Source organism: Mesorhizobium terrae, assembly GCF_008727715.1.
GTDB lineage: Bacteria > Pseudomonadota > Alphaproteobacteria > Rhizobiales > Rhizobiaceae > Mesorhizobium > Mesorhizobium terrae.
Genome location: NZ_CP044218.1, coordinates 4,350,070 through 4,370,210, shown reverse-complemented (window position 1 = coordinate 4,370,210; position 20,141 = coordinate 4,350,070). Strand labels below are relative to the sequence as shown.

18 protein-coding genes and 1 tRNA gene are annotated in these 20,141 nt (G+C 63.0%); 15 read left to right on the top strand and 4 right to left on the bottom strand.

What is annotated here, in order from left to right:
* Window positions 1-478: 478 nt before the first annotated feature.
* From FZF13_RS22325 to FZF13_RS22260, 14 genes are all read left to right on the top strand, one after another.
* A complete protein-coding gene (locus FZF13_RS22325) occupies window positions 479-2,389 on the top strand; it encodes an ABC transporter ATP-binding protein/permease (protein ID WP_024922191.1) in 1,911 nt (636 codons plus the stop codon).
* Window positions 2,390-2,598: 209 nt separating this feature from the next.
* A complete protein-coding gene (locus tag FZF13_RS22320; protein ID WP_051504837.1) occupies window positions 2,599-3,501 on the top strand; it encodes an alpha/beta hydrolase family protein in 903 nt (300 codons plus the stop codon).
* A gap of 138 nt (window positions 3,502-3,639) precedes the next feature.
* Complete coding sequence (gene rpiA, locus FZF13_RS22315) at window positions 3,640-4,338, top strand: ribose-5-phosphate isomerase RpiA (protein WP_024922189.1); 699 nt, start codon at window positions 3,640-3,642, stop codon at window positions 4,336-4,338.
* A 20-nt stretch (window positions 4,339-4,358) separates the two neighbouring features.
* On the top strand, window positions 4,359-4,982 hold the full coding sequence (locus FZF13_RS22310) for a DUF2059 domain-containing protein (RefSeq protein WP_024922188.1): 624 nt from the start codon (window positions 4,359-4,361) through the stop codon (window positions 4,980-4,982).
* A 114-nt stretch (window positions 4,983-5,096) separates the two neighbouring features.
* Window positions 5,097-6,488: a glutathione-disulfide reductase gene (gor, locus tag FZF13_RS22305; RefSeq protein ID WP_024922187.1), complete on the top strand. Its 1,392-nt coding sequence runs from the start codon at window positions 5,097-5,099 to the stop codon at window positions 6,486-6,488.
* 169 nt (window positions 6,489-6,657) lie between these two features.
* Window positions 6,658-7,794 (top strand): transporter substrate-binding protein, encoded by a 1,137-nt coding sequence (locus FZF13_RS22300; RefSeq protein WP_024922186.1) that lies wholly within the window; start codon window positions 6,658-6,660, stop codon window positions 7,792-7,794.
* Window positions 7,791-8,396 carry an ANTAR domain-containing response regulator gene (locus FZF13_RS22295; RefSeq protein WP_024922185.1) on the top strand — a complete coding sequence of 202 codons (606 nt, stop codon included), beginning with the start codon at window positions 7,791-7,793 and terminating at the stop codon, window positions 8,394-8,396. Before FZF13_RS22300 ends, FZF13_RS22295 begins: the two co-directional genes overlap by 4 nt.
* On the top strand, window positions 8,374-9,282 hold the full coding sequence (locus FZF13_RS22290) for an ABC transporter permease (RefSeq protein WP_024922184.1): 909 nt from the start codon (window positions 8,374-8,376) through the stop codon (window positions 9,280-9,282). Before FZF13_RS22295 ends, FZF13_RS22290 begins: the two co-directional genes overlap by 23 nt.
* Complete coding sequence (locus FZF13_RS22285; RefSeq protein ID WP_024922183.1) at window positions 9,279-10,199, top strand: ABC transporter permease; 921 nt, start codon at window positions 9,279-9,281, stop codon at window positions 10,197-10,199. The genes FZF13_RS22290 and FZF13_RS22285 overlap by 4 nt, the downstream gene beginning before the upstream one ends.
* Window positions 10,200-10,236: 37 nt before the next feature.
* Window positions 10,237-11,880 (top strand): ABC transporter substrate-binding protein, encoded by a 1,644-nt coding sequence (locus tag FZF13_RS22280; RefSeq protein ID WP_024922182.1) that lies wholly within the window; start codon window positions 10,237-10,239, stop codon window positions 11,878-11,880.
* Window positions 11,870-12,814: an acetamidase/formamidase family protein gene (locus FZF13_RS22275; RefSeq protein ID WP_024922181.1), complete on the top strand. Its 945-nt coding sequence runs from the start codon at window positions 11,870-11,872 to the stop codon at window positions 12,812-12,814. Before FZF13_RS22280 ends, FZF13_RS22275 begins: the two co-directional genes overlap by 11 nt.
* Window positions 12,811-14,619: an ABC transporter ATP-binding protein gene (locus FZF13_RS22270; RefSeq protein WP_024922180.1), complete on the top strand. Its 1,809-nt coding sequence runs from the start codon at window positions 12,811-12,813 to the stop codon at window positions 14,617-14,619. Before FZF13_RS22275 ends, FZF13_RS22270 begins: the two co-directional genes overlap by 4 nt.
* Before the next feature lie 77 nt (window positions 14,620-14,696).
* Window positions 14,697-15,377 (top strand): phosphoglycolate phosphatase, encoded by a 681-nt coding sequence (locus FZF13_RS22265; RefSeq protein WP_024922179.1) that lies wholly within the window; start codon window positions 14,697-14,699, stop codon window positions 15,375-15,377.
* 111 nt (window positions 15,378-15,488) lie between these two features.
* Window positions 15,489-15,563, top strand: a tRNA-Val gene (locus FZF13_RS22260).
* Window positions 15,564-15,749: 186 nt separating this feature from the next.
* Here FZF13_RS22260 and FZF13_RS22255 read toward each other — a convergent pair.
* Window positions 15,750-16,142 (bottom strand): thermonuclease family protein, encoded by a 393-nt coding sequence (locus FZF13_RS22255; RefSeq protein ID WP_024922178.1) that lies wholly within the window; start codon window positions 16,140-16,142, stop codon window positions 15,750-15,752.
* A 261-nt stretch (window positions 16,143-16,403) separates the two neighbouring features.
* The gene (locus FZF13_RS22250) at window positions 16,404-16,811 is read right to left on the bottom strand and encodes a hypothetical protein (RefSeq protein WP_036254738.1); all 408 of its coding nucleotides are present in this window, start codon (window positions 16,809-16,811) and stop codon (window positions 16,404-16,406) included.
* 53 nt (window positions 16,812-16,864) lie between these two features.
* Between FZF13_RS22250 and FZF13_RS22245 the strand changes: the two genes are divergently transcribed.
* Window positions 16,865-18,241 (top strand): tyrosine-type recombinase/integrase, encoded by a 1,377-nt coding sequence (locus FZF13_RS22245; RefSeq protein ID WP_024922176.1) that lies wholly within the window; start codon window positions 16,865-16,867, stop codon window positions 18,239-18,241.
* Here FZF13_RS22245 and FZF13_RS22240 read toward each other — a convergent pair.
* Together FZF13_RS22240 and FZF13_RS22235 are read right to left on the bottom strand one after the other, a co-directional pair.
* Complete coding sequence (locus FZF13_RS22240; RefSeq protein WP_161773071.1) at window positions 18,209-19,108, bottom strand: MrcB family domain-containing protein; 900 nt, start codon at window positions 19,106-19,108, stop codon at window positions 18,209-18,211. The genes FZF13_RS22245 and FZF13_RS22240 overlap by 33 nt on opposite strands.
* 164 nt (window positions 19,109-19,272) lie before the next feature.
* Window positions 19,273-20,079, bottom strand: a complete 807-nt coding sequence (locus FZF13_RS22235; RefSeq protein ID WP_024922174.1) for a DNA adenine methylase — start codon at window positions 20,077-20,079, stop codon at window positions 19,273-19,275.
* Window positions 20,080-20,141: the final 62 nt, after the last annotated feature.

The window sequence follows — 20,141 nt, the reverse complement described above, 5'->3', positions numbered from 1 at the left end:
CGCGCCTTGCCCCATATAGGGATGCGGCTCCATACAGGAAGCCGGTTTTCTATTCTAGACCATTTCCCGCCTTGATTGGAACGTTCTTGCCGAGCCGGCCGAGGACCACGCTAGCGGCCCCAAACACCGGCCGCGGCGATGGTGAGAGCAAACCAGAGCCGGCTTCAATTCGCCCTGCCCGAAATTTCCGACCGGTGGACCCGGACAAGATTGATCGCCGACCCAATTCGCAGCCGGGACAATGCCTTACCAATGGGCAACTGTGGCACATGCGCCACGCAAGTGAAACCAATCACAGACCGCAGGTGATAAACGGGAGATAATTTTAACGAAAAATGATCAATTGCTGTTACGCTCTGTAACAGAACTGAAGAGGTTTGGGCGGGAAGTGATTCGGGTCGATAGACCGAGCCATTCAATGCTGAGACGGCGGCGCCGCGGTGCGGATACGTCGCCAACCCGGACGCCGGTCTCCTCCATGCGCGGATTCTGGGGCCTTATGCGAGCCTACTGGTTCTCCAACCGGTGGCGGGAAGCCTGGGCACTGGCCGCGGTCATCGCGCTTTTAACGGCTCTTTCCAGCAAGGCGGGTGTGTGGTTTGCCGAAGCGTCCGGCGAACTGGTCAATTCGATTGCCTTCTTCCACGATGCCGCGAACACAAGCCCCCTCACCACGCTCCTGACCAATGCCGGCTGGCTGGTCCTGCTTGTCGTGATCAAGGACGCCGTCATCACCGGCGCCCGCACGCTGGTTTCAGCGACATTGCACCGCAAATGGCGCGGCTGGCTGAACAGCCGCTTCAACGAAGCGCTGCTCGACCCCAATCATACGCATTTCCATGCCCAGCACAGCTCGGATGCCGGCGCACCGGACAATATCGACCAGCGCGTGCAGGAATCGATCAAGGACATGACCGGCGGCGCCATCGGCCTCGCCATGGGCGTGCTGGCGGTTGCCACCTCCCTGTTCTTCGTCGGCCAGAAGCTGATCGCCGACTCCACCGAAGTCGCCGGGCTCGAATTCCTCGGCGACTATGGCAGCGCGGTTCTGGCGCTGGTCGTCGTCGCCGCCTATGTGCCGGCCAACACCTGGATCGCCATGAAGCTCGGCGGCATGCTCGAGCGCCTGTCGGTCAGGATGCAGCAGGCAGAAGGCAGCTATCGCGGCGAATTGACGACGCTGCTGCGCCGTTCCTTCCATGTCGCTGCCTCGCGCGGCGAGAACGTGCAGAAAGCCATGCACGACCGGCTCTACAGCGACATCGACCAGACATGGTCGCGCCTCAACCGCGTCAATGCCGGCTATTCGTCCTTCGAACTGGTCTACAATTTCGTCGGCGCGCGCATCATCGCCTATACGCCGGGTCTGGTGCCGTTCATCCACAACCGGATCGACCTCAAGGGCTACATCACCGGCGCCGAACTGGTGAATTCGCTGATCAGCCAATGTTCCTGGTTCATCCACGTCATGCCGGCCATCGCCACGCTGCGCGCCAACAGCCGCCGTGTCATCGAACTGGCCGAGGCGATCGAGAATGTGCGGCAGCCGGCTGAATTCTACCGCCAGACCGGCCAGTCCGACTTCCGCTACACGCAGCAGAACCCGGTGTTCGGCCTGACCATCCAGCATCTGGAACTGATGCAGAAAGGCGCCGATGCCGCGCCGTTCCTGACCACCGAACGCCTGCGCTTCCGGCGCGGTGAATGGACCTTCCTCAAGGGCGAATCCGGCAGCGGCAAGACCTCGCTGATCAAGGCGATCAACGGGCTCTGGGCCTATGGCCGCGGCACCGTCGTTTTCCCCGAGGGCGTGAAAACCTTCTACGCAGCCCAGGAAGTCAAGCTGCCGCCGGTGTCGTTGAAGGAACTCGTCTGCCTGCCCGACACGCCCGACGATCATTCCGACACCAAGGCCGCAGCCGCCCTGCATCACGCGGGCCTGGGTGAATTCATCGAGCATCTGGCCGAAGGCAGCCGCGAAGGCCATAGCTGGGATCAGATCCTGTCCGGCGGGCAAAAGCAGAAACTGATCGTCGCCCGCATCCTGTTGCAGCAGCCAGGCCTGCTGTTCCTCGACGAGGCGACCGCCGCGCTCGACCCCGATGGCAAGACCGCATTCCATCAGGCGATCAAGGACAATTGTCCCGACGCCATCGTCATCAGCGTCATGCACGAGGCGATCGCGCCGCGCTCGGCGACCGGCTCAGAGTTTTATCACAGCGTGCTGACGATCGCCGACGGCATCGCCACCAAGAAGCCGCTGGTGCCGACACTGCCGGCCGAACTCACCACAATCCTGGCAAACCCGCCCGTGCGGTCCATCGCCAAGACACCACCGCAGGAAGATGGCTGGCTGCGCATCACGCGCATGCGGCTGAGGCAGAAATAACGCCATCCGCCGATCCGTCAGTTCCCGGCTTAATACAAACCCGGAACGACACGCCGCTGAACGTCAAGCGCCTTTGCAAATCCGGCCTAACCGCGCGCCATCTTGACTTTGACGTTCACGTCAATGGTAGCGTGCCGCTTTCAGCATGGAAGGCGAGACCGATGGCCTCTTCCCTGGCGCAGCCCTCCCACCCTGCCGCGGCTCAGTCTCTGGACAACCGCCAAGACGCGGACGTCAGACGGCGCGACGTCGCTTTCGTCGCCGACGACGGCTTTCCACTCACCGGCACTCTTTTTGAAGGTGACGGCGACAAGCCGCTGGTGCTGATCTCCTCGGCCACCGCCGTACCACGCGGCTTTTATTCCGCTTTCGCAGCGGCAGCGGTCAAAGCCGGCGCACGCGCCGCCTTGATCTACGACTATCGCGGAACCGGCGATTCCGCCCGTCCGAAAAACTGGTCGAAGCGCATCGGCATGGCCGACTGGCCGTTGCTGGACATGCCGGCGGCGGCCAGAACGCTCGACGCCGTCGCGCCCGGCCACACCATGGTCGGCGTCGGTCAATCCTACGGTGGCCAGGCGCTAGGCCTCGGCGGCATTTCCGCTCGCTTCACGCGCTACGGCATGGTTGCGGTGATGTCGGGTTACCATCGTGGCCTCGACGACCGCTGGGCCGGTCCGCGCATGTTCCTGGTCGGCGTGCCCCTCTCCTATCTGTTTCGCGACATGCCGAAATGGATGCGGCTCGGCGAACCGATCCCGGCGACCGTCTTTCGCGACTGGGCGCGCTGGTGTGCGATGCCGGACTATTTCTTCGACGACCCCGGCCTGCCCGAGACCGCGCGTTTCGCCGAGGTGCGCACGCCGATCCTGTCGCTGCGCATGACCGACGATCCGTGGGGGACGGAGCGGGCCGTTGTCTCGTTCATGCGTCATTTCAGTGGCGCGCCGATCGAGCGGCGCTGGATATCGCCAGGCGATGCCGGCGGTGCCGTTGGCCATCTCGGCTTCTTCCGCTCGCGCTTCGCGCAGACATTGTGGCCGCCCTTTCTCGGCTGGCTGCTCGACGGCACCACCTTCACCGCCGGAAGCCCGCCACCGGTAAGCGGCTAGCGCCTTTCGCGCCCTGTATCCAGCCGTTGCGGGAATGGAATGTGGGACAAGGTCGGGTATGGCCGCCATGCCCTTTGAACTGACGGACAAAAGTGCTAGGAGCCCGGCAACGAAGGCGCGGAGCGACGAATTCCGACCATGGATGCCAGGCAGTTGAAGATCGAAGCCGCGCGTGCCGCGCTCGCCCATGTCACGGACGGCATGCGGCTGGGCATTGGCACCGGCTCGACCGCGGAAGAATTCGTGCGATTGCTGGCCGAGAAGGTTGCGACCGGCATGACCGTCATCGGCGTGCCGACCTCCGAACGAACCGCGGCGCTGTGCAGCGAGCTTGGCGTGCCGCTGACGACGCTGGACGAAACGCCGGAACTCGACCTCACCATCGATGGCGCCGACGAGATCGACCCGGAGCTGACCCTGATCAAGGGCGGCGGCGGCGCGCTGCTGCGCGAGAAGATCGTTGCGGCGGCCTCGGCGCGCATGATCGTCATCGCCGACCGCTCCAAGCTGGTCGAAACGCTTGGCGCCTTTCCGCTGCCCATCGAAGTCAATCGTTTCGGCCGGCGCGCCACCGAAATCGCCGTCGCGGCCGCGGCTGCTGAACTCGGCCTTTCGGGGCCGATTACATTGAGGATGACGGGAGGCCAGCCTTTTGTTACAGACGGCGGTCATTTCATTCTCGATGCATCTTTTGGCCGCATTCCGAATACAAGAGCGCTATCCAATGCCCTTCACGCCATTCCCGGCGTGGTTGAGCACGGTCTTTTCATCGGGCTGGCGTCAGTGGCGGTGGTTGCGGGTGCCAATGGCATCGAAACCGTCCACGCACCCCGATAAACAAGGGAGTCTTACCGATCATGATGTTGCATAAACGGGTCCGCCGCCTTTCCGTCATGCTGGCGGCCACGGCCATCGTCGCTTTTTCCGCGCCGTCCTTCGCGCAGGAAGTTTCCGAATCGCACATGAAGGCAGCCCGCGCCGCGGTCGCCGCCATCCACGCGACCGACCCGTTCGACAACATCCTGCCGCAGGCGGCAGCCGCGCTGCAGGCGCAGCTCATCCAGAAGAACCCCGACCTGCAGGAACTGATCACCAACACGGTGAACGCCAAGGCACTGGCGCTGGCCTCGCGCCGCGCCGACCTCGAGAAGGAAGCCGCGATCGCCTACGCCAAGGTGTTTTCCGAACAGGACCTGAACAGCATCGCCACCTTCTACCAGTCGGAGAGCGGCAAGAAGCTGCTCGACAGCGGCCCGATCGTCACGCGCGAACTGATGAAGGCCGCCGACATCTGGCAGAACGGCGTCGCCCGTGACCTCGCCATGCAGGTTGGCGAAGCGCTTCAGGCGGCCGCTGGTGCCAAGGCGCCGGCGCCTGCTCCGGCCGACAACAATGCCGCCGCCCCGGCTGACGGCGCCGCACCCGCCGATGGTGCTGCTCCGGCCGATGGCGCGGCACCCGCGGATGGCAGCGCCAACTGATCGCGCCGTCTTCGACAATCGATTGGATCAAGAGCCCGGCGACAGCCGGGCTTTTCTTTTGGCGATTCGACGCCTACCTCTGAGACCGCTTTCTGTAACGGACCGGAACCAGCCATGAGCGCTTACGACTACGACCTCTTCGTCATCGGCGGCGGTTCCGGCGGGGTGCGCGCGGCCCGCGTCGCGGCGGCCCTCGGCAAGAAGGTCGGCATCGCCGAGGAATACCGTTTCGGCGGCACCTGCGTCATCCGCGGCTGCGTTCCCAAGAAGCTGTTCGTCTACGCCTCGCAGTTTCCCGAACATTTCGAGGACGCGGCTGGCTATGGCTGGACCGTGCCGCAGGCAAGCTTCGACTGGCCGACCCTGATCGCCAACAAGGATCGCGAGATCGCCAGGCTCGAAGGTCTCTACCGCAAGAATGTGCAGGGCGCCGGCGGCGAAACCCTGCAGACGCGTGCCACGCTGATCGACCGCCACACGATCCGGCTTGAGGCGGAGAACCGCACCGTCACCGCCGACCAGATCCTGATCGCCACCGGCGGCCGCCCGACCGAGCACCGCGCACTGCCCGGCCACGAACATTGCATCACCTCCAACGAGGCCTTTCACCTGGCGGAACTGCCGAAGGCGATCGCCATCGGCGGCGGCGGCTACATCGCCGTCGAATTCGCCAACATCTTCCACGGCCTTGGCGTCGAGACGACGCTGATCTATCGCGGCGCCGAGATCCTCAGCCGCTTCGACATGGATCTGCGGCGCGCCCTGCACGAAACCATGGAGGCGAAGGGTATCCGCATTCTCACCCACGCGGTTTCCGAAGGAGTGGAACGGCGACCAGACGGCCGGCTCGACGTGCGCGTGACCGGCGGCGAAGTACTGACCGTCGACCAGTTCATGCTCGCGATCGGCCGCCAGCCCAACACCGAAAATCTCGGCCTGGAGGCGGCGGGCGTGAAAACGGCGAAGAACGGCGCCATCGTCGTCGACCGCTATTCGCGCACCAATGTCGACAACATCTGGGCGGTTGGCGATGTCACCGACCGCGTCCAGCTGACACCCGTCGCCATCCACGAAGCCATGTGTTTCGTCGAGACCGCCTTCAAGAACAACCCGACCGCGCCCGACCACGAGACGATTGCCACCGCCGTGTTCTCGCAGCCCGAGATCGGCACGGTCGGCCTGTCCGAGGATGAGGCAGCCAAGCGGTTTGCCGAACTGGAGATTTACCGCGCCTCGTTCCGGCCGATGCGCCACACGCTTTCCGGGCGTCAGGAGAAGATGCTGATGAAGCTGGTGGTGGACGCTGCGAGCCGCAAGGTGCTCGGCGCCCATATCCTCGGCCCCGACGCCGGCGAGATGGCGCAGCTTCTCGGCATCCCGATCAAGGCCGGGCTGACCAAGGACGATTTCGACCGCACCATGGCCGTACATCCGACGGCGGCCGAGGAGCTGGTCACGATGTACAAGCCGACCTATCGCGTCAAAGACTGCGTGAGGCTCGATTAGCCTTCCGAAAGCCGTTCCATTGGGATTGCGCGCTTTCGCGCTTGACTGCCGGCCGGCACAGGATAGTTTAGGGACAAAATACCGGCCTCGTTAGCCGGACGGCAAGCGTGCCTCGTATGCCCCGCCCGATCGCGGTGGCTGCGGGGCATTTTCGTTTTGGGGGGAAGCATTGGCGAAGCGCCGCGTCGAGATCGGCATTCTTTATTCCCGTTCCGGGAATTACCGTCTCGTTTCCGAAGCCTGCCATCGCGGCGCGATGCAGGCGGTTGCGGCGATCAATGCCGATCCGTCCTCTCCGATCGAATTCATCGCCATCGAACGCGACCCGCAAGGCAATGCCGACCGCTATGCGACACTGGCCGAAGACATCCTGCGCAACAGCGACGCCCGCCACATCATCGGCGGCGTCACCTCCTGGAGCCGCAAGGAGATCATTCCGGCTCTGGAAAAAGCCGACGGCATACTCTGGTACGCCTGCCCCTATGAAGGGTTCGAGGCCAACGAGCATGTCGTCTACATGCATGCCTGCCCGAACCAGCATCTGGTGCCGCTGCTCGGCCATGTCGTGCCGCTGTTCGGCGCCAACGGCTTCCTGACCGGCTCCAACTACATCTGGGGCTGGGAGACCAACCGGGTCGCGCGTGACCTGATCGCCGATGCCGGCGGTCGCGTTCTGGGCGAACGTTACCTGCCGCTCGGCGAGACCGATGTGGCGCGGCTCATCGAGGAAATCCGCGCGACGCGGCCGAATTTCATCCTCAACAATCTGATCGGCCCTTCCTCCTACGCCTTCTTCCAGGCCTATGCGGAACTGTTGCGGCAGGATGACTATTTCACGCCGCAGCACTGCCCGATCATCTCCTGCAACCTGACCGAATGCGAATTGCCGGCAATCGGCGCGGCCGGCAACGGCCATCTCTCCGCCGGCCCCTATTTCCACGACGCCTCGGTCAGGGAGCCGTGGCTGATGTCGCAGGGACAAGATGCTGTAACACGGCCCTCGTCGTTCCAGGCTTCGGCCTATGCCTCGGTCAAGGTCCTTGCCGCAATCCTGGCGTCCGAGAACGGCAACGGCGGGAGCGACCTGGCCGCCGCCTTCACGCGCCGCAGCTTCGAAACGCCGTTCGGCGCGATCAGCATCGATCCGCAGACCCAGCATGCCACCCTGCCCGTCGAGATCGGCCGCATCGCCGGCGACGGTTTTGAAAAAGTCAGCACCACTAAGGCAGTCGCGCCCGATCCTTACCTGTCGCGTTACGACCGTGCCAAGGTCTTCGGCGGCCGCAAGCTGAAGGTGGTGTCATGAAACGCGCCGCCCGCATTCCCATTCTCGGCGGCGCCAAGGCCTTCGTGTTGCATCGGCCGCATGCAAACCTGACCGCCATCATGCGCCAGCTTTCCGCCATCGGCCTGGCCGCCACCGATTGCTGGCCGGAACTGCCGCCGGAGGCGCTCGGCGCCGACTTCGTCTTCTTCGACGTCGACCTCGGTTTCGACGAGCAGTTCCCATGGGCGCCCGGCGAAGCGCCGATGCCGATCATCGCGCTGATCGGCTCCGAAGCGCCGGGCCGCATCGAATGGGCATTGTCGCACAATGCCGACGCCCAGCTTCTGAAGCCCGTCGGCAATTCGGGCGTCTATTCAGCGCTGTTGATCGCGCGCCAGAGTTTCGCCGCGCGGCGCCAGCTCGCCGATGAGATCGCCACGTTGCAAGCCCGCGTCGCCGAGCGCCAGACCATCGTGCGCGCCGTCGCCGCACTGACCAGCCAGGGCATCGACGACGAGCGTGCCTATGCGCAGCTGCGTTCGCTCGCCATGAGCTGGCAGGTTACCCTTGAAGAAGCTGCCCGGCGCGTTGTCGCCATGACCGAACAGGAGGGCGGCGTTGACCAGTCCCATCGCGCCTGACGCGCCGCTCGCCGCGCCCGTGATTGCAAAACGTCGCGCCGGCGTGCTCGGCCGGCTGTTGAAGCGGCCGCTCGCCGTCATCGGCCTCATCATCATCGCCCTCACCGTCGCCGGCGCTGTCTTCGCGCCGTGGCTGACCGCCTATAATCCCAACGAACAGCTGTTCGACGGCCTGACGCTGGAAGGCTCACCGCTGCCGCCCAACGCCGCTTTCTGGCTGGGCACGGACCTGCTCGGCCGCGACCTGTTGACCCGTATCCTCTACGGCGCGCGCACCTCGCTCATCATCGGCGTCGTCGCCAATGGCGCGGCCTTGATCATCGGCACGCTGGTCGGGGTTACCGCCGGCTATTTCCGCGGCTGGATCGGCGGCGCGCTGATGCGTTTCACCGACCTGATGATGGCTTTCCCCGCACTTCTGCTCGCCATCTGCCTGGCCGCCGTCTTCCAGCCCAGCCTGTGGATCGTCGCCATGGTGATCGCGCTGGTGAACTGGGTGCAGACGGCGCGTGTCGTCTTCACCGAAACCAGTTCTCTGGCCGAGCGCGAATTCATCGACGCCGAGCGCACCATCGGCGCCAGCACGCCGCGCATCCTGTTCCGCCACATCCTGCCGCATCTTCTGCCCACCATCATCGTCTGGGGCACGCTCGGCATCTCGACCACCGTGCTTCTGGAAGCCACGCTGTCTTATCTCGGCATCGGCGTGCAGCCGCCCACGGCCTCGTGGGGCAACATCATCTTCGAGAACCAGACCTACTTCCAGGCCGCTCCCTGGCTGGTCTTCTTCCCGGGCGCGGCGATCCTGGCGCTGGCGCTCGCTTTCAACCTGGTCGGCGACGCACTGCGCGACATTCTCGACCCCACCCAGAGGGGGCGGGCATGATCGCCTATCTCACCCGCCGCCTGATGCAGGCTGTCCTCATCCTGCTTGGCGTTTCCATCATCACCTTCGCCCTGCTCTACCTGTTGCCGGCCGATCCCGTGCGGCAGATCGCCGGGCGCAGCGCCACGCCGCAGACGGTGGAAAGCATCCGCCAGCAGCTCGGCCTCGACCAGCCTTTCGTCGTGCAATACTGGCGCTACCTCACCAATCTCGTCTCCGGCGATCTCGGCCGCTCCTATATTCAGCGCTCGGAGGTCACCGAACTGATCGTCGCGCGGCTGCCGGCCAGCCTGCTTTTGATGGTCGGCGCCATCCTGTGCGAAGTGGCGCTCGGACTGACCATGGGCCTGATCGCCGCAGTGAAGCGCGGCAGCGTCACCGACCAGACGCTGATGGTCGGCTCCTTCATCGGCGTATCGGCGCCGCAGTTCGTGGTCGGCCTGTTGCTGCTTTATGTCTTCGCCGTCCAGCTCGGCTGGTTCCCGATCGGCGGTTACGGCACCTGGCGGCATATGGTGCTGCCATCGCTGACGCTCGGCATACTCGGCGCTGGCTGGTATTCGCGCATGATGCGCTCATCGATGATCGACGTGCTGCGCCAGGATTATATCCGCACCGCCCGCGCCAAGGGCCTGGCCCGCGGCGCCATCCTGTTCCGCCATGCGCTGCCCAATGCCATCCTGCCGGTCGTCGCCATGATCGGCATCGACATCGGCCTGTTCATGAGCGGCATCGTCGTGGTGGAGAGCGTGTTCGGCTGGCCCGGCATCGGCCAGCTCGCCTGGCAGGCGATCCAGCGCGTCGACATCCCGATCATCATGGGTGTGACGCTGGTTTCAGCCTGCGCCATCGTGCTCGGCAATCTGCTCGCCGACATCGTCGCCCCATTCATCGATCCGCGCATCAAATTGCGCTGACCTTAGCAACCCACAACCAAGAAGAAGGGAACCTCACATGAGAAAATACCTGGCCTCAACCGTAGCAGCGTCGGCGCTGGCGCTGATGCTCGGCCTTGCGCCGGCCTCCGCCGAGGAGAAGCTCGACCCGAACGCCAAGCAGGGCGGCGCCATCACCATCACCTACAAGGACGATGTCGCCACGCTCGACCCGGCCATCGGCTACGACTGGCAGAACTGGTCGATGATCAAGAGCCTGTTCGACGGGCTGATGGACTACGAGCCCGGCACCACCAAGCTGCGGCCGGAGCTCGCCGAGAGCTACGAGATCTCGCCGGACGGCACCACCTTCACCTTCAAGCTGCGCAAGGGCGTGAAATTCCACAATGGCCGCGAAATGACGGCCGACGACGTGAAATATTCGCTCGACCGTGTCACCAACCCGAAGACCCAGAGCCCGGGTGCCGGCTTCTTCGCCTCGATCAAGGGTTACGAGGATGTCGCCGCCGGCAAGGCGACCGGCCTGGCGGGTGTTACCGTCGTCGATCCTTCGACCGTCAAGATCGAGCTGTCGCGGCCCGATGCCACCTTCCTGCATGTGATGGCGATCAATTTCAGCCATGTCGTGCCGAAGGAAGAGGTGGAGAAATACGGCGCCGATTTCGGCAAGCATCCTGTCGGCACCGGTGCCTACAAGCTCGCCGAATGGACGCTCGGCCAGCGCCTCGTCTTCGAGCGCAACCCCGACTACTGGCACAAGGGCCTGCCTTATCTCGACAAGATCACCTTCGAAATCGGCCAGGAGCCGATCGTGGCGCTGCTGCGCCTGCAGAAGGGCGAGGTCGACGTGCCCGGCGACGGCATCCCGCCGGCCAAGTTCCAGGAAGTGATGGCAGACCCCGCCCAGAAGGCACGCGTCGTCGAAGGCGGCCAGTTGCAGACCGGCTACGTCACCATGAACACCACCATGGCTCCCTTCGACAATGTGAAGGTGCGCCAGGCCGTCAACATGGCCATCAACAAGGAACGCGTCGTCAAGATCATCAACAACCGCGCGGTGCCGGCCAACCAGCCATTGCCGCCGTCGATGCCGGGCTACGACAAGAGTTTCGCCGGTTATAAATACGATGTCGCCAAGGCCAAGGCGCTGCTCGCCGAAGCCGGCCACCCGGACGGTTTCGAAACGCAGCTCTTCGTCATGAACACCGACCCGAACCCGCGCATCGCCCAGGCGATCCAGCAGGATCTGGCCGCCATCGGCATCAAGGCTTCGATCCAGTCGCTGGCGCAGGCCAATGTCATCGCCGCCGGTGGCGACAAGGCCGGCGCGCCGATGATCTGGTCGGGCGGCATGGCGTGGATCGCCGACTTCCCCGATCCGTCGAACTTCTACGGCCCGATCCTCGGCTGCGGCGGCGCCGTCGCCGGCGGCTGGAACTGGGCCTGGTATTGCAACAAGGACCTCGACGCCAAGGCGGCGAAAGCCGATTCCATCGTCGATCCGGCCAAGGCCGACGAGCGCTACAAGCTGTGGGGCGAAATCTACTCCAAGGTCATGGAAGACGCGCCCTGGGCGCCGGTCTTCAACGAGCAGCGCTTCACCATGCGCTCCCCGCGCATGGGCGGCGACGACAAGCTCTATGTCGACCCGGTCCATATCCCGATCAACTACGACTATGTGTATGTAAACGATGTGCAATAACTGCAACTACACCATCCACGGGCGCCATCATCACTTCGGCTGGGACAATTCGTTTGTCCCGGCCGAGCGGGTGAAGCCGGGCACGACCATCGAGTTCAACTGCCTGGATTCGTCCGGCGGCCAGTTGCAGCCCGACAGCACGGTCGCCGACATCGCCAAGCTCGACTTCGGCAAGATCAACCCGGTGACCGGGCCGATCTATGTCGACGGCGCCGAGCCTGGCGACGCGCTGAAGATCACCATCGAGCAGTTCAAACCGTCCGGCTTCGGCTGGACGGCGAACATTCCAGGCTTCGGCCTGCTCGCGGATGACTTCAAGGAGCCGGCGCTCGCCATCTGGAAATACGACCCGACATCGCTGGAACCGGCGTTGTTCGGCAAGAACGGTCGGGTGCCGCTCAAGCCGTTCGCCGGAACGATCGGCAACGCCCCGGCGGAAAAGGGTCTGCATTCGGTGGTGCCGCCGCGCCGCGTCGGCGGCAATCTCGACATCCGCGACCTTGCCGCCGGCACCACGCTCTACCTCCCGGTGGAAGTGGCGGGCGCGCTGTTCTCGGTCGGTGACACTCACGCCGCCCAGGGCGACGGCGAGGTCTGCGGCACGGCGATCGAAAGCCCGATGGATGTCGTGCTCACGCTCGATCTGGTCAAGGACGCGCGGCTGAAGACGCCGCGCTTCACCACGCCGGGCCCGGTGACACGCCATCTCGATGCCAAGGGCTATGAGGTGACGACCGGCATCGGCCCGGACCTGATGACCGGCGCCAAGGAAGCCGTCGCCCAGATGGTCGACCTGCTTGCCGCGCGCTACCAGATGGATCCGGTCGACGCCTACATGCTGGTTTCGGTCTGCGGCGACCTCAGGATCAGCGAGATCGTCGACATGCCGAACTGGGTGGTGTCGTTCTACTTCCCGCGCTGCGTGTTCGAATGACCGCAGCTGCCGGCACAAAGCCAGGCGCGGCCCCGGCCGCGCCTCAGCCGGACACAGGCGGACCGGTGCTAACCGTTTCCGGCCTGACCGTCTCGGTGCGCGGTGACGATGGCGAGCGGGCCGTCGTCGCCGATCTTTCTTTCTCGCTCGCTCGCGGCGAGACGCTGTGCATCGCCGGCGAATCCGGCTCCGGCAAGTCGATGACCTCGCTTGCCGTGATGGGGTTGTTGCCGCAGCCGCAGGCGCGTGTCTCGGCCGGCTCGATCCGCCTCGGCGACCTTGAGCTCACCACCTTGGGCGAAAGGCGCATGCAGGCCATTCGCGGCAACCGCGTCGCCATGATCTTCCAGGAGCCGATGACCTCGCTCAACCCGGTCCTCTCGATCGGGCGCCAGCTGATCGAGGCAATCGAAGCGCATACCGATTTGAGCGGCAGCGAAGCCCGCGCCAGCGCCATCGAGGCGCTGAAGGCGGTACGCATCCCCGAGGCCGAGAGCCGGCTGAAGCAGTTCCCGCACGAACTGTCCGGCGGCATGCGCCAGCGCGTGATGATCGCCATGGCGCTGGCACTCAAACCCGACGTGCTGATCGCCGACGAGCCGACCACCGCGCTCGATGTCACCGTGCAGGGCGAGGTTCTGGAGCTTTTGCGCGACCTGCAGCGCGAACAAGGCACCGCCGTCATCTTGATCACCCACGACATGGGCGTCGTCGCCGAAATGGCCAACCGGGTCATCATCATGCGCAACGGCCGTATGGTCGAGCAAGGCAGCGTCGCCGATATCTTCGAGCGCCCCCAGGTCGATTATACACGCGAACTGCTCGCCGCCGTGCCGAAGATGGGCACCGGGCGCGCCAATGCGGCTGCCAAGCCGGCCGAACCGGCGAAACCTGCTGCTGTCGCCCAAGTGCGCGACCTGCATGTGCGCTTCGACCTGCATGGCGGCTTCTTCGGGCGCGTCACCCGCCGCGTCCATGCCGTGGAAGGCGTCTCCTTCTCGATCGCTCCGAACGAGACGCTGTCGCTGGTCGGCGAATCCGGCTGCGGCAAGTCCACCACCGCCAAGGCGCTGGCCGGCCTCCTGCCCTATAGCGGCGACATCGCCGTCGGCGAACGCAATCTCGCCGGCCTCGGCCGCGACGAACGCAAGGCGGTGCGCCGCGACATCCAGATGATCTTCCAGGATCCCTACGCTTCGCTCGACCCGCGTATGCGCGTCGGCGAACTGGTGGCGGAACCGCTGCTCATCCATAACATCGGCACGCCGAAAGAGCGCACGGACCGCGTCGCCGCCCTGTTCGAGCGCGTCGGCCTGTCCGCCGACCAGATGGAGCGTTATCCGCACGAATTTTCGGGCGGCCAGCGCCAGCGCATCTGCATCGCGCGCGCCTTGGCGCTGCGGCCGAAGCTGATCATCGCCGACGAAAGCGTCTCGGCGCTCGACGTTTCGGTGCAGGCGCGTGTGCTGCAATTGCTGAAGGAACTGCAGAACGAGTTCGGCGTCGCCTATCTGTTCATTTCCCACGACATGGCGGTTGTCGAAAACATCTCCGATCGCGTGGCGGTGATGTATCTCGGCCAGATCGTCGAGATGGGCACGCGCGACCAGATTTTCGCCAATCCGCGCCATCCTTACACGAGGCGGCTGATCGAGGCGGTTCCGGTGCCCGATCCGGCGCGCCGTCGTCCCCGTTTCGCCAGGCTGCACAGCGAGATCGCCAGTCCGGTGCGCCGGGTCGGCGATCCGCCGGCGAAACTCGACCTGCGGGATATCGGCGACGGCCATCTGGTCGCGGCCCACTAGCGCGGACAAGGCCACGCGGCTTGCCTCGAACCGGCCGAACGGTTAGGCCGTTGGCGCAAACAGCCACGGAACGGATCATGAAGCGCCCTATCATCGTGTTCGACCTCGACGGCACGCTCGTCGACACCGCTCCGGACCTGCTCGACAGCCTGAACCACAGCCTGGTGGCGGGCGCGATGGCGAGCGTCGATTATGCCGGCTTCAAGCGCTTCGTCGGCCAGGGCGGGCGCGTCATGATCGAACGGGCCTATGCCGCGCAGCAAAAGGCGCTGAAGTCCGAAGAGCTCGACCGCCTGCTCGGCCTGTTCATGACCCACTACACCGGGAACATCCCCGGCAAGTCCCTGCCCTATCCCGGCGTCGTCGAGGCGATCGACCGGCTGGAGAGCGCAGGTTACGCGCTTGCCGTCTGCACCAACAAATACGAGGCGAATTCGCTGGCGCTGATCGAAGCGCTGGGCCTCAAGCGGCATTTTTCGGCCATCGCCGGCCAGGACACCTTCGCCTTCCGCAAGCCGGACCCACGCCATCTGCTCGAAACCATCGCCATGGCCGGCGGCGATCCCGAGCGCGCCGTCATGGTCGGCGATTCGCAGACCGACATCGACACCGCCAAGGCGGCGGGCATTCCCGTCGTGGCCGTCGACTTCGGTTACACCGACCGCCATGTCCGCGAATTCGAGCCTTCGGCGATCATCTCGCACTTCGATGAACTGACGCTGGGCCTCGTTGAAAAACTGATCGCGGCGGCGCGCTGAAAAATCTTTTGCCGCATCATGCTTTCCTGCCGTGGAAGCATGGTTGGGACGGTTGACTTCCGACCACGGCCTCCCTTATATCGCGGCGCGCTTGGCCTTCGGGCACGGAGCGGGCGATTAGCTCAGCGGGAGAGCACACCCTTCACACGGGTGGGGTCGTAGGTTCAATCCCTACATCGCCCACCATTCCGCTCGCGCTTTTTCCCCATGGTTTTCTTGGTTTTGCAGCGCGCAACTTCACTTGGCATCAATTCAGAATGCTTTGAAAGCCGGTTGAAGGCCCGTTCTGTAGCGCGCAACTTCACTTGGCAGGATCGCGCAACTTCATTTGGCATCAATTCGGAATGTGTTGAAAGCGGATTGAAAGCCCGTTCAAGGTGCAGGGCACCAATGTTCCTTGCGTCCCTGCCAACGGCGCGCCAGTCCAGCTGCTATCAAAGTCTCGCCAACACTTTTGTTGTCGATCTTTACGATCACCAACCGCCGCCCGTAGCGATCGAACCGGCCTGTAGGCTCGACGGCGAAGTCATTCGCCAGCAGATCCTTCAACTTCGATGTTGCTTCTGCCGCCAGCCGCCTCTCGGCCTCGCAGGATGCATCCGTCTCGGGCGCATCGATATCGGCGATGCGGTACTTCTTGCCGCGCCACCAGAATGTATCGCCGTCCACGACGCAATTGACCCGATGCCCTCCAGAACAAACGGGCATGGACGCCGCTGGCGCTACGCTCGCCCATGCTATGACCAACACCCAAAGCGTCTTCACGCGGAGTTCCTGTTCGGTTCAATCCCCGGCCGACACTAAGGCAGCCAAGGCACTGTGTTGAGCGCAGCCGATCGCCGCCATCGCAACACCTCATGTCGAACCCACGGCATAGGCCAGAAGCATGGCGGTGACGATGATGGCGCCGACAATGCCTGCATAACCGCGCGCGATGAGCCGAACTCCAAAGATCGAGATTTCAAAGCGGTTCATTTTTGCCTCCTGTTGCTGGAGACATTGTCACCGGCCAGCGCTGGGTGTGGATCAGACAGCTGACTCTTGCTGCCAATCAGGCCTTCGTTGGATCTGGGCGCTGAACCGCGCCAACCCGTGGAAGGCCGAATACTCGTCTTCTGCCCTGATTTCAGAGTAGTCCGGCGCCCAGGTGACGAATTCGTAGCCGTCAACCGTCGGCGGTTCGACGAAGGCGGATTGGATTTTCTTGAGCAGTTTTCTGGTGGATGCGTCGCCCGAACGATCCCAGAAGTGGACGGTGGCCAGCAAACTGACGCTGCCGCCATCCTCGTCGGCAGCGGTGACACCGATCGAAGCATAGGGAAATTCCCTCGGCTCCTCGCGCGGCCTCGCCTCTGCAACCGCAACCGGCATCATGTCCAACGCCCTCAACCGGGCCACCATTACCGCATGCAGTGCATCAGACGGGCTCGTCATATTGTCACCCTACAATGCCATTGTCCGACCACGATAGGCGCTGGGATGCGAGCATGGCTGGAAAAACCGTCTTCGGCTTTGATCTGTCGGACGTCGAACTGCGTCAATCTTTACGCGGGCGTTACGCACCCTATTGGCAGACTTTGGAGTATGGCCGCGCCGTCGGCTACCAAAAATATCGCTCCGGCGCGACCCATTGGGTCGCCAAGATCAGACTGAAGGATGCAAGCTATCAACAACACCGGCTTGCCTTCACCGAAGACAATCCGGACATTGGCGACCAAGGGCTTTCGTTCGAAGCCGCTTGCGAGGCTGCCCAGGAATGGTTCGCGGCGAACCCCTTCAAACACCTGGCCACCGACGCCAGGCCAATCGGCTCCATCGACTTTCTGAAAGCCTCTCCGATCGGCGATGTCTACACAATAGGACGTGCCTTGAGCGACTACATCGAGTGGAAGCGCGTGGTTGCCGCGCGCTCGCATTTTGTCGCCCTTGTCACCCTGATCAACCTCCACTTCGTGCCGCGGCTGTTTTCTCTTCCCGCGAAAGACATGAATTCCGAACGACTGCGGTTTTTCATCAAGGATGTTCTCGAGACACCGCCTAAAAGGGGAAACCAGCCGCTCAAGCCACGGCGACCGATCGAGGCCATGTCGGAGGAGGAACTTAGGAAACGCAGGAAGACGACCAACACGCTGATCGGAGTGCTGCGTATGGCGCTGCTGATGGCTTGGGAAAACAGCTATATAGAATCGGATCGTCCCTGGCGTTGCATACGCCGGCTGAACAATGTCGACCGACCGCGCATGTTGCATCTCAGCCGACCGGAATGCTTCCGGCTGCTCGAACACTGCGCGCCGGATTTGCGAACCCTGGTTCTGGGTGCGCTCTACACCGGGTGCCGCATCAAGGAATTGCTCAACATGCAGGCATCGCATTTCGGTCGCGACGGTGCAGGCGTCTATGTCACACCTGTCAAATGCTACCGCCCGCGGGTGGTGATGTTGCCCGATGAGGGGCTCGCCTTCTTCCAAAAATTAGCGGCCGGCAAGAAACCCAACGACCTGCTATTCGTGCGAAAAGACGGCAGGCAATGGTACACCAACCATCGTCCAGGCTTCAAACGCGCTGTCTTTGACGCTGAATTGCCGGAGGATTTCTGTTTCCATGGCTTGCGCCACACCTATGCTAGCCAACTTGTCCAGGACGGCACGCCGCTGATCGTCGTTGCCGAACAGCTCGGCCACGCTAACATCGACACGGTCAGCCGTACCTATGGCCATCTTGCACCAGACATCCGCAAAGCAGAGATCCGCGACAAATTCGCTTCGCTGGTGCAGAAATCGACGAGAGTACCCGTCTCCAAAAGTTCAAATGATGGAACAAGGAGCTCACGCTCAAGCCTTGTTGGTTTGAAGAGCAGCGCGTAACCCATTGATGTCGGCTATATCCTTCATTCGATGAACCATCCTGTGGCAATTGGCGCAAAGAACAGCGAAGTCGGCGACGGGATCTAAGGGAATGGCGTTCCCTTTCAATTGAGAGAACGGCACCAGATGATGGGCCTCGATAAAGTCCACCCCTAGCTCTCCGTAGCGTTCTGAGAAACTCATGTCGCATGCTTCACAACGACAGCCTTTGAGCTTCTTCACTCTGGCAACCAATTTTCGGTTCCGCTCAATCCTCAGATGTGTCCTTGCTCGACCATCTCCTTCGAAGAAAATTTCGAGCTCTTCCTGCCCGTTTTGTTCGTCACCAGCGCCCGCTTCAATCAAAATCCGGTAGAGGTCTAAGACTCTTACGAGATCCCTGACCAACGCAGATTCAGCAGGAATTTTGTCAGCAGGATAATAGACCGAGCAAATATTGCCGGCTTCGTAAAATGCCGTGTCATTGCTGACGCTACTGGGAGCGAGGTTGATCGCGTTTGCATCAAACGGCTGGATATTGGACCCAAGCATCGCACGGAAATTCTCGGCCCTAGCACGTAGTGCTGTCTTGGCATCAGCGCGATAGCGCTTCTTCGCCTCGGTCATAGCCTGGTTGAGGCTTAGGTAGACGCCTTTCATGTCCTCAGCGAACAGATAGACTGGATAGAAACCACGTTGCGCACTGTTAGTAACTAGGCGGTCGAAGATGGCAGCCCAAGGCCCTCGCGCCCAGGCTCCCTGTCCCGCACTGCCCTTGATCAAGAGCAACAAATCCTCGCCTGGCAATGCAGCACGAATTGATTTTGGCAATTCAACGCGAATTTTTTGCGCGAGGGCATGGCCCTCAAATGTCTCGTTCTTCGCCAACGCGTATCCGTTAAGGACATCGAGTAAGTGTCCGCCTATAGGCATCGTTCCCCCCTACAAATCGACACTCATCGCTGGCAGGTAAACTGTGTGAAATCAACATAATGTTGGAGTTTGGATCTCTCCATCGTTGGTAACTCGACCACGCGACACAGTGTCCTGCGCTATCTCGAGATAATCAGCTCCCGTGCCCGTTTGGTGCGTCGGCCACCGCCGACCGAATAGGCGAGTTCCACCCCTTCAAAAGCAAAGCCAGCGAAGGCAGTGCGGATCTCGGACACGTCGTTGATGGAGAGCAGGAAGCGACCTTTCAGGCGCGCCAGCCGCTCAGCCATCAACCCAAATTGCTCACGGTCGAACAGATCGCGGCCGTAGTCGCCTTCTGAGCCGAAATAGGGTGGATCAAGGTAAAACAGCGTCTCCGCTCGGTCGTAACGCTCGATGAATTCCAGCCAATCCAAGCATTCGATGACCACGCCGGCGAGGCGCTCATGCACGTCGGCCAGAAGCGGCTCCAGACGCGACAGGTTGAAGGCACCTCCCGAACCCGGATCGACACCAAAATTTCGGCCGGAAACCTTGCCGCCAAAGGCGATCCGCTGAAGGTAGAGAAAACGGCCGGCCCGCTCTAGATCGGTCAGCGTCGCCGGATCGGACACCTTCAGCCGCTCGAATTCCTTGCGGCCGGTGATCTGGAAGCGGAGCGTGTCCAAGAACTGCGGATAGTGCCGCTGCAGGATGCGGAACAGGTTCGCCACCTCGCCGCTGCGGTCGTTGATCACCTCGGACCGTGGCCGGTGGCGTCGACGAAAGAAGACGCCACCCATGCCGACAAAAACCTCGGCATAGGTACGATGTGGAATAGCGGCAATCCGTGCAGCGATGTGTGCCGCAAGGCGGCGCTTGCCGCCGATATAGGGCGCCGGCGGCTGCACCGTTTCGACCGCCATAAACTCATCTTCAAGGCTCATTTCAGTGCTTTCGAGAATCGGCCACTCTTGTCCTGCCCGGCCGGGCAGCGGGTGTGGCGGTT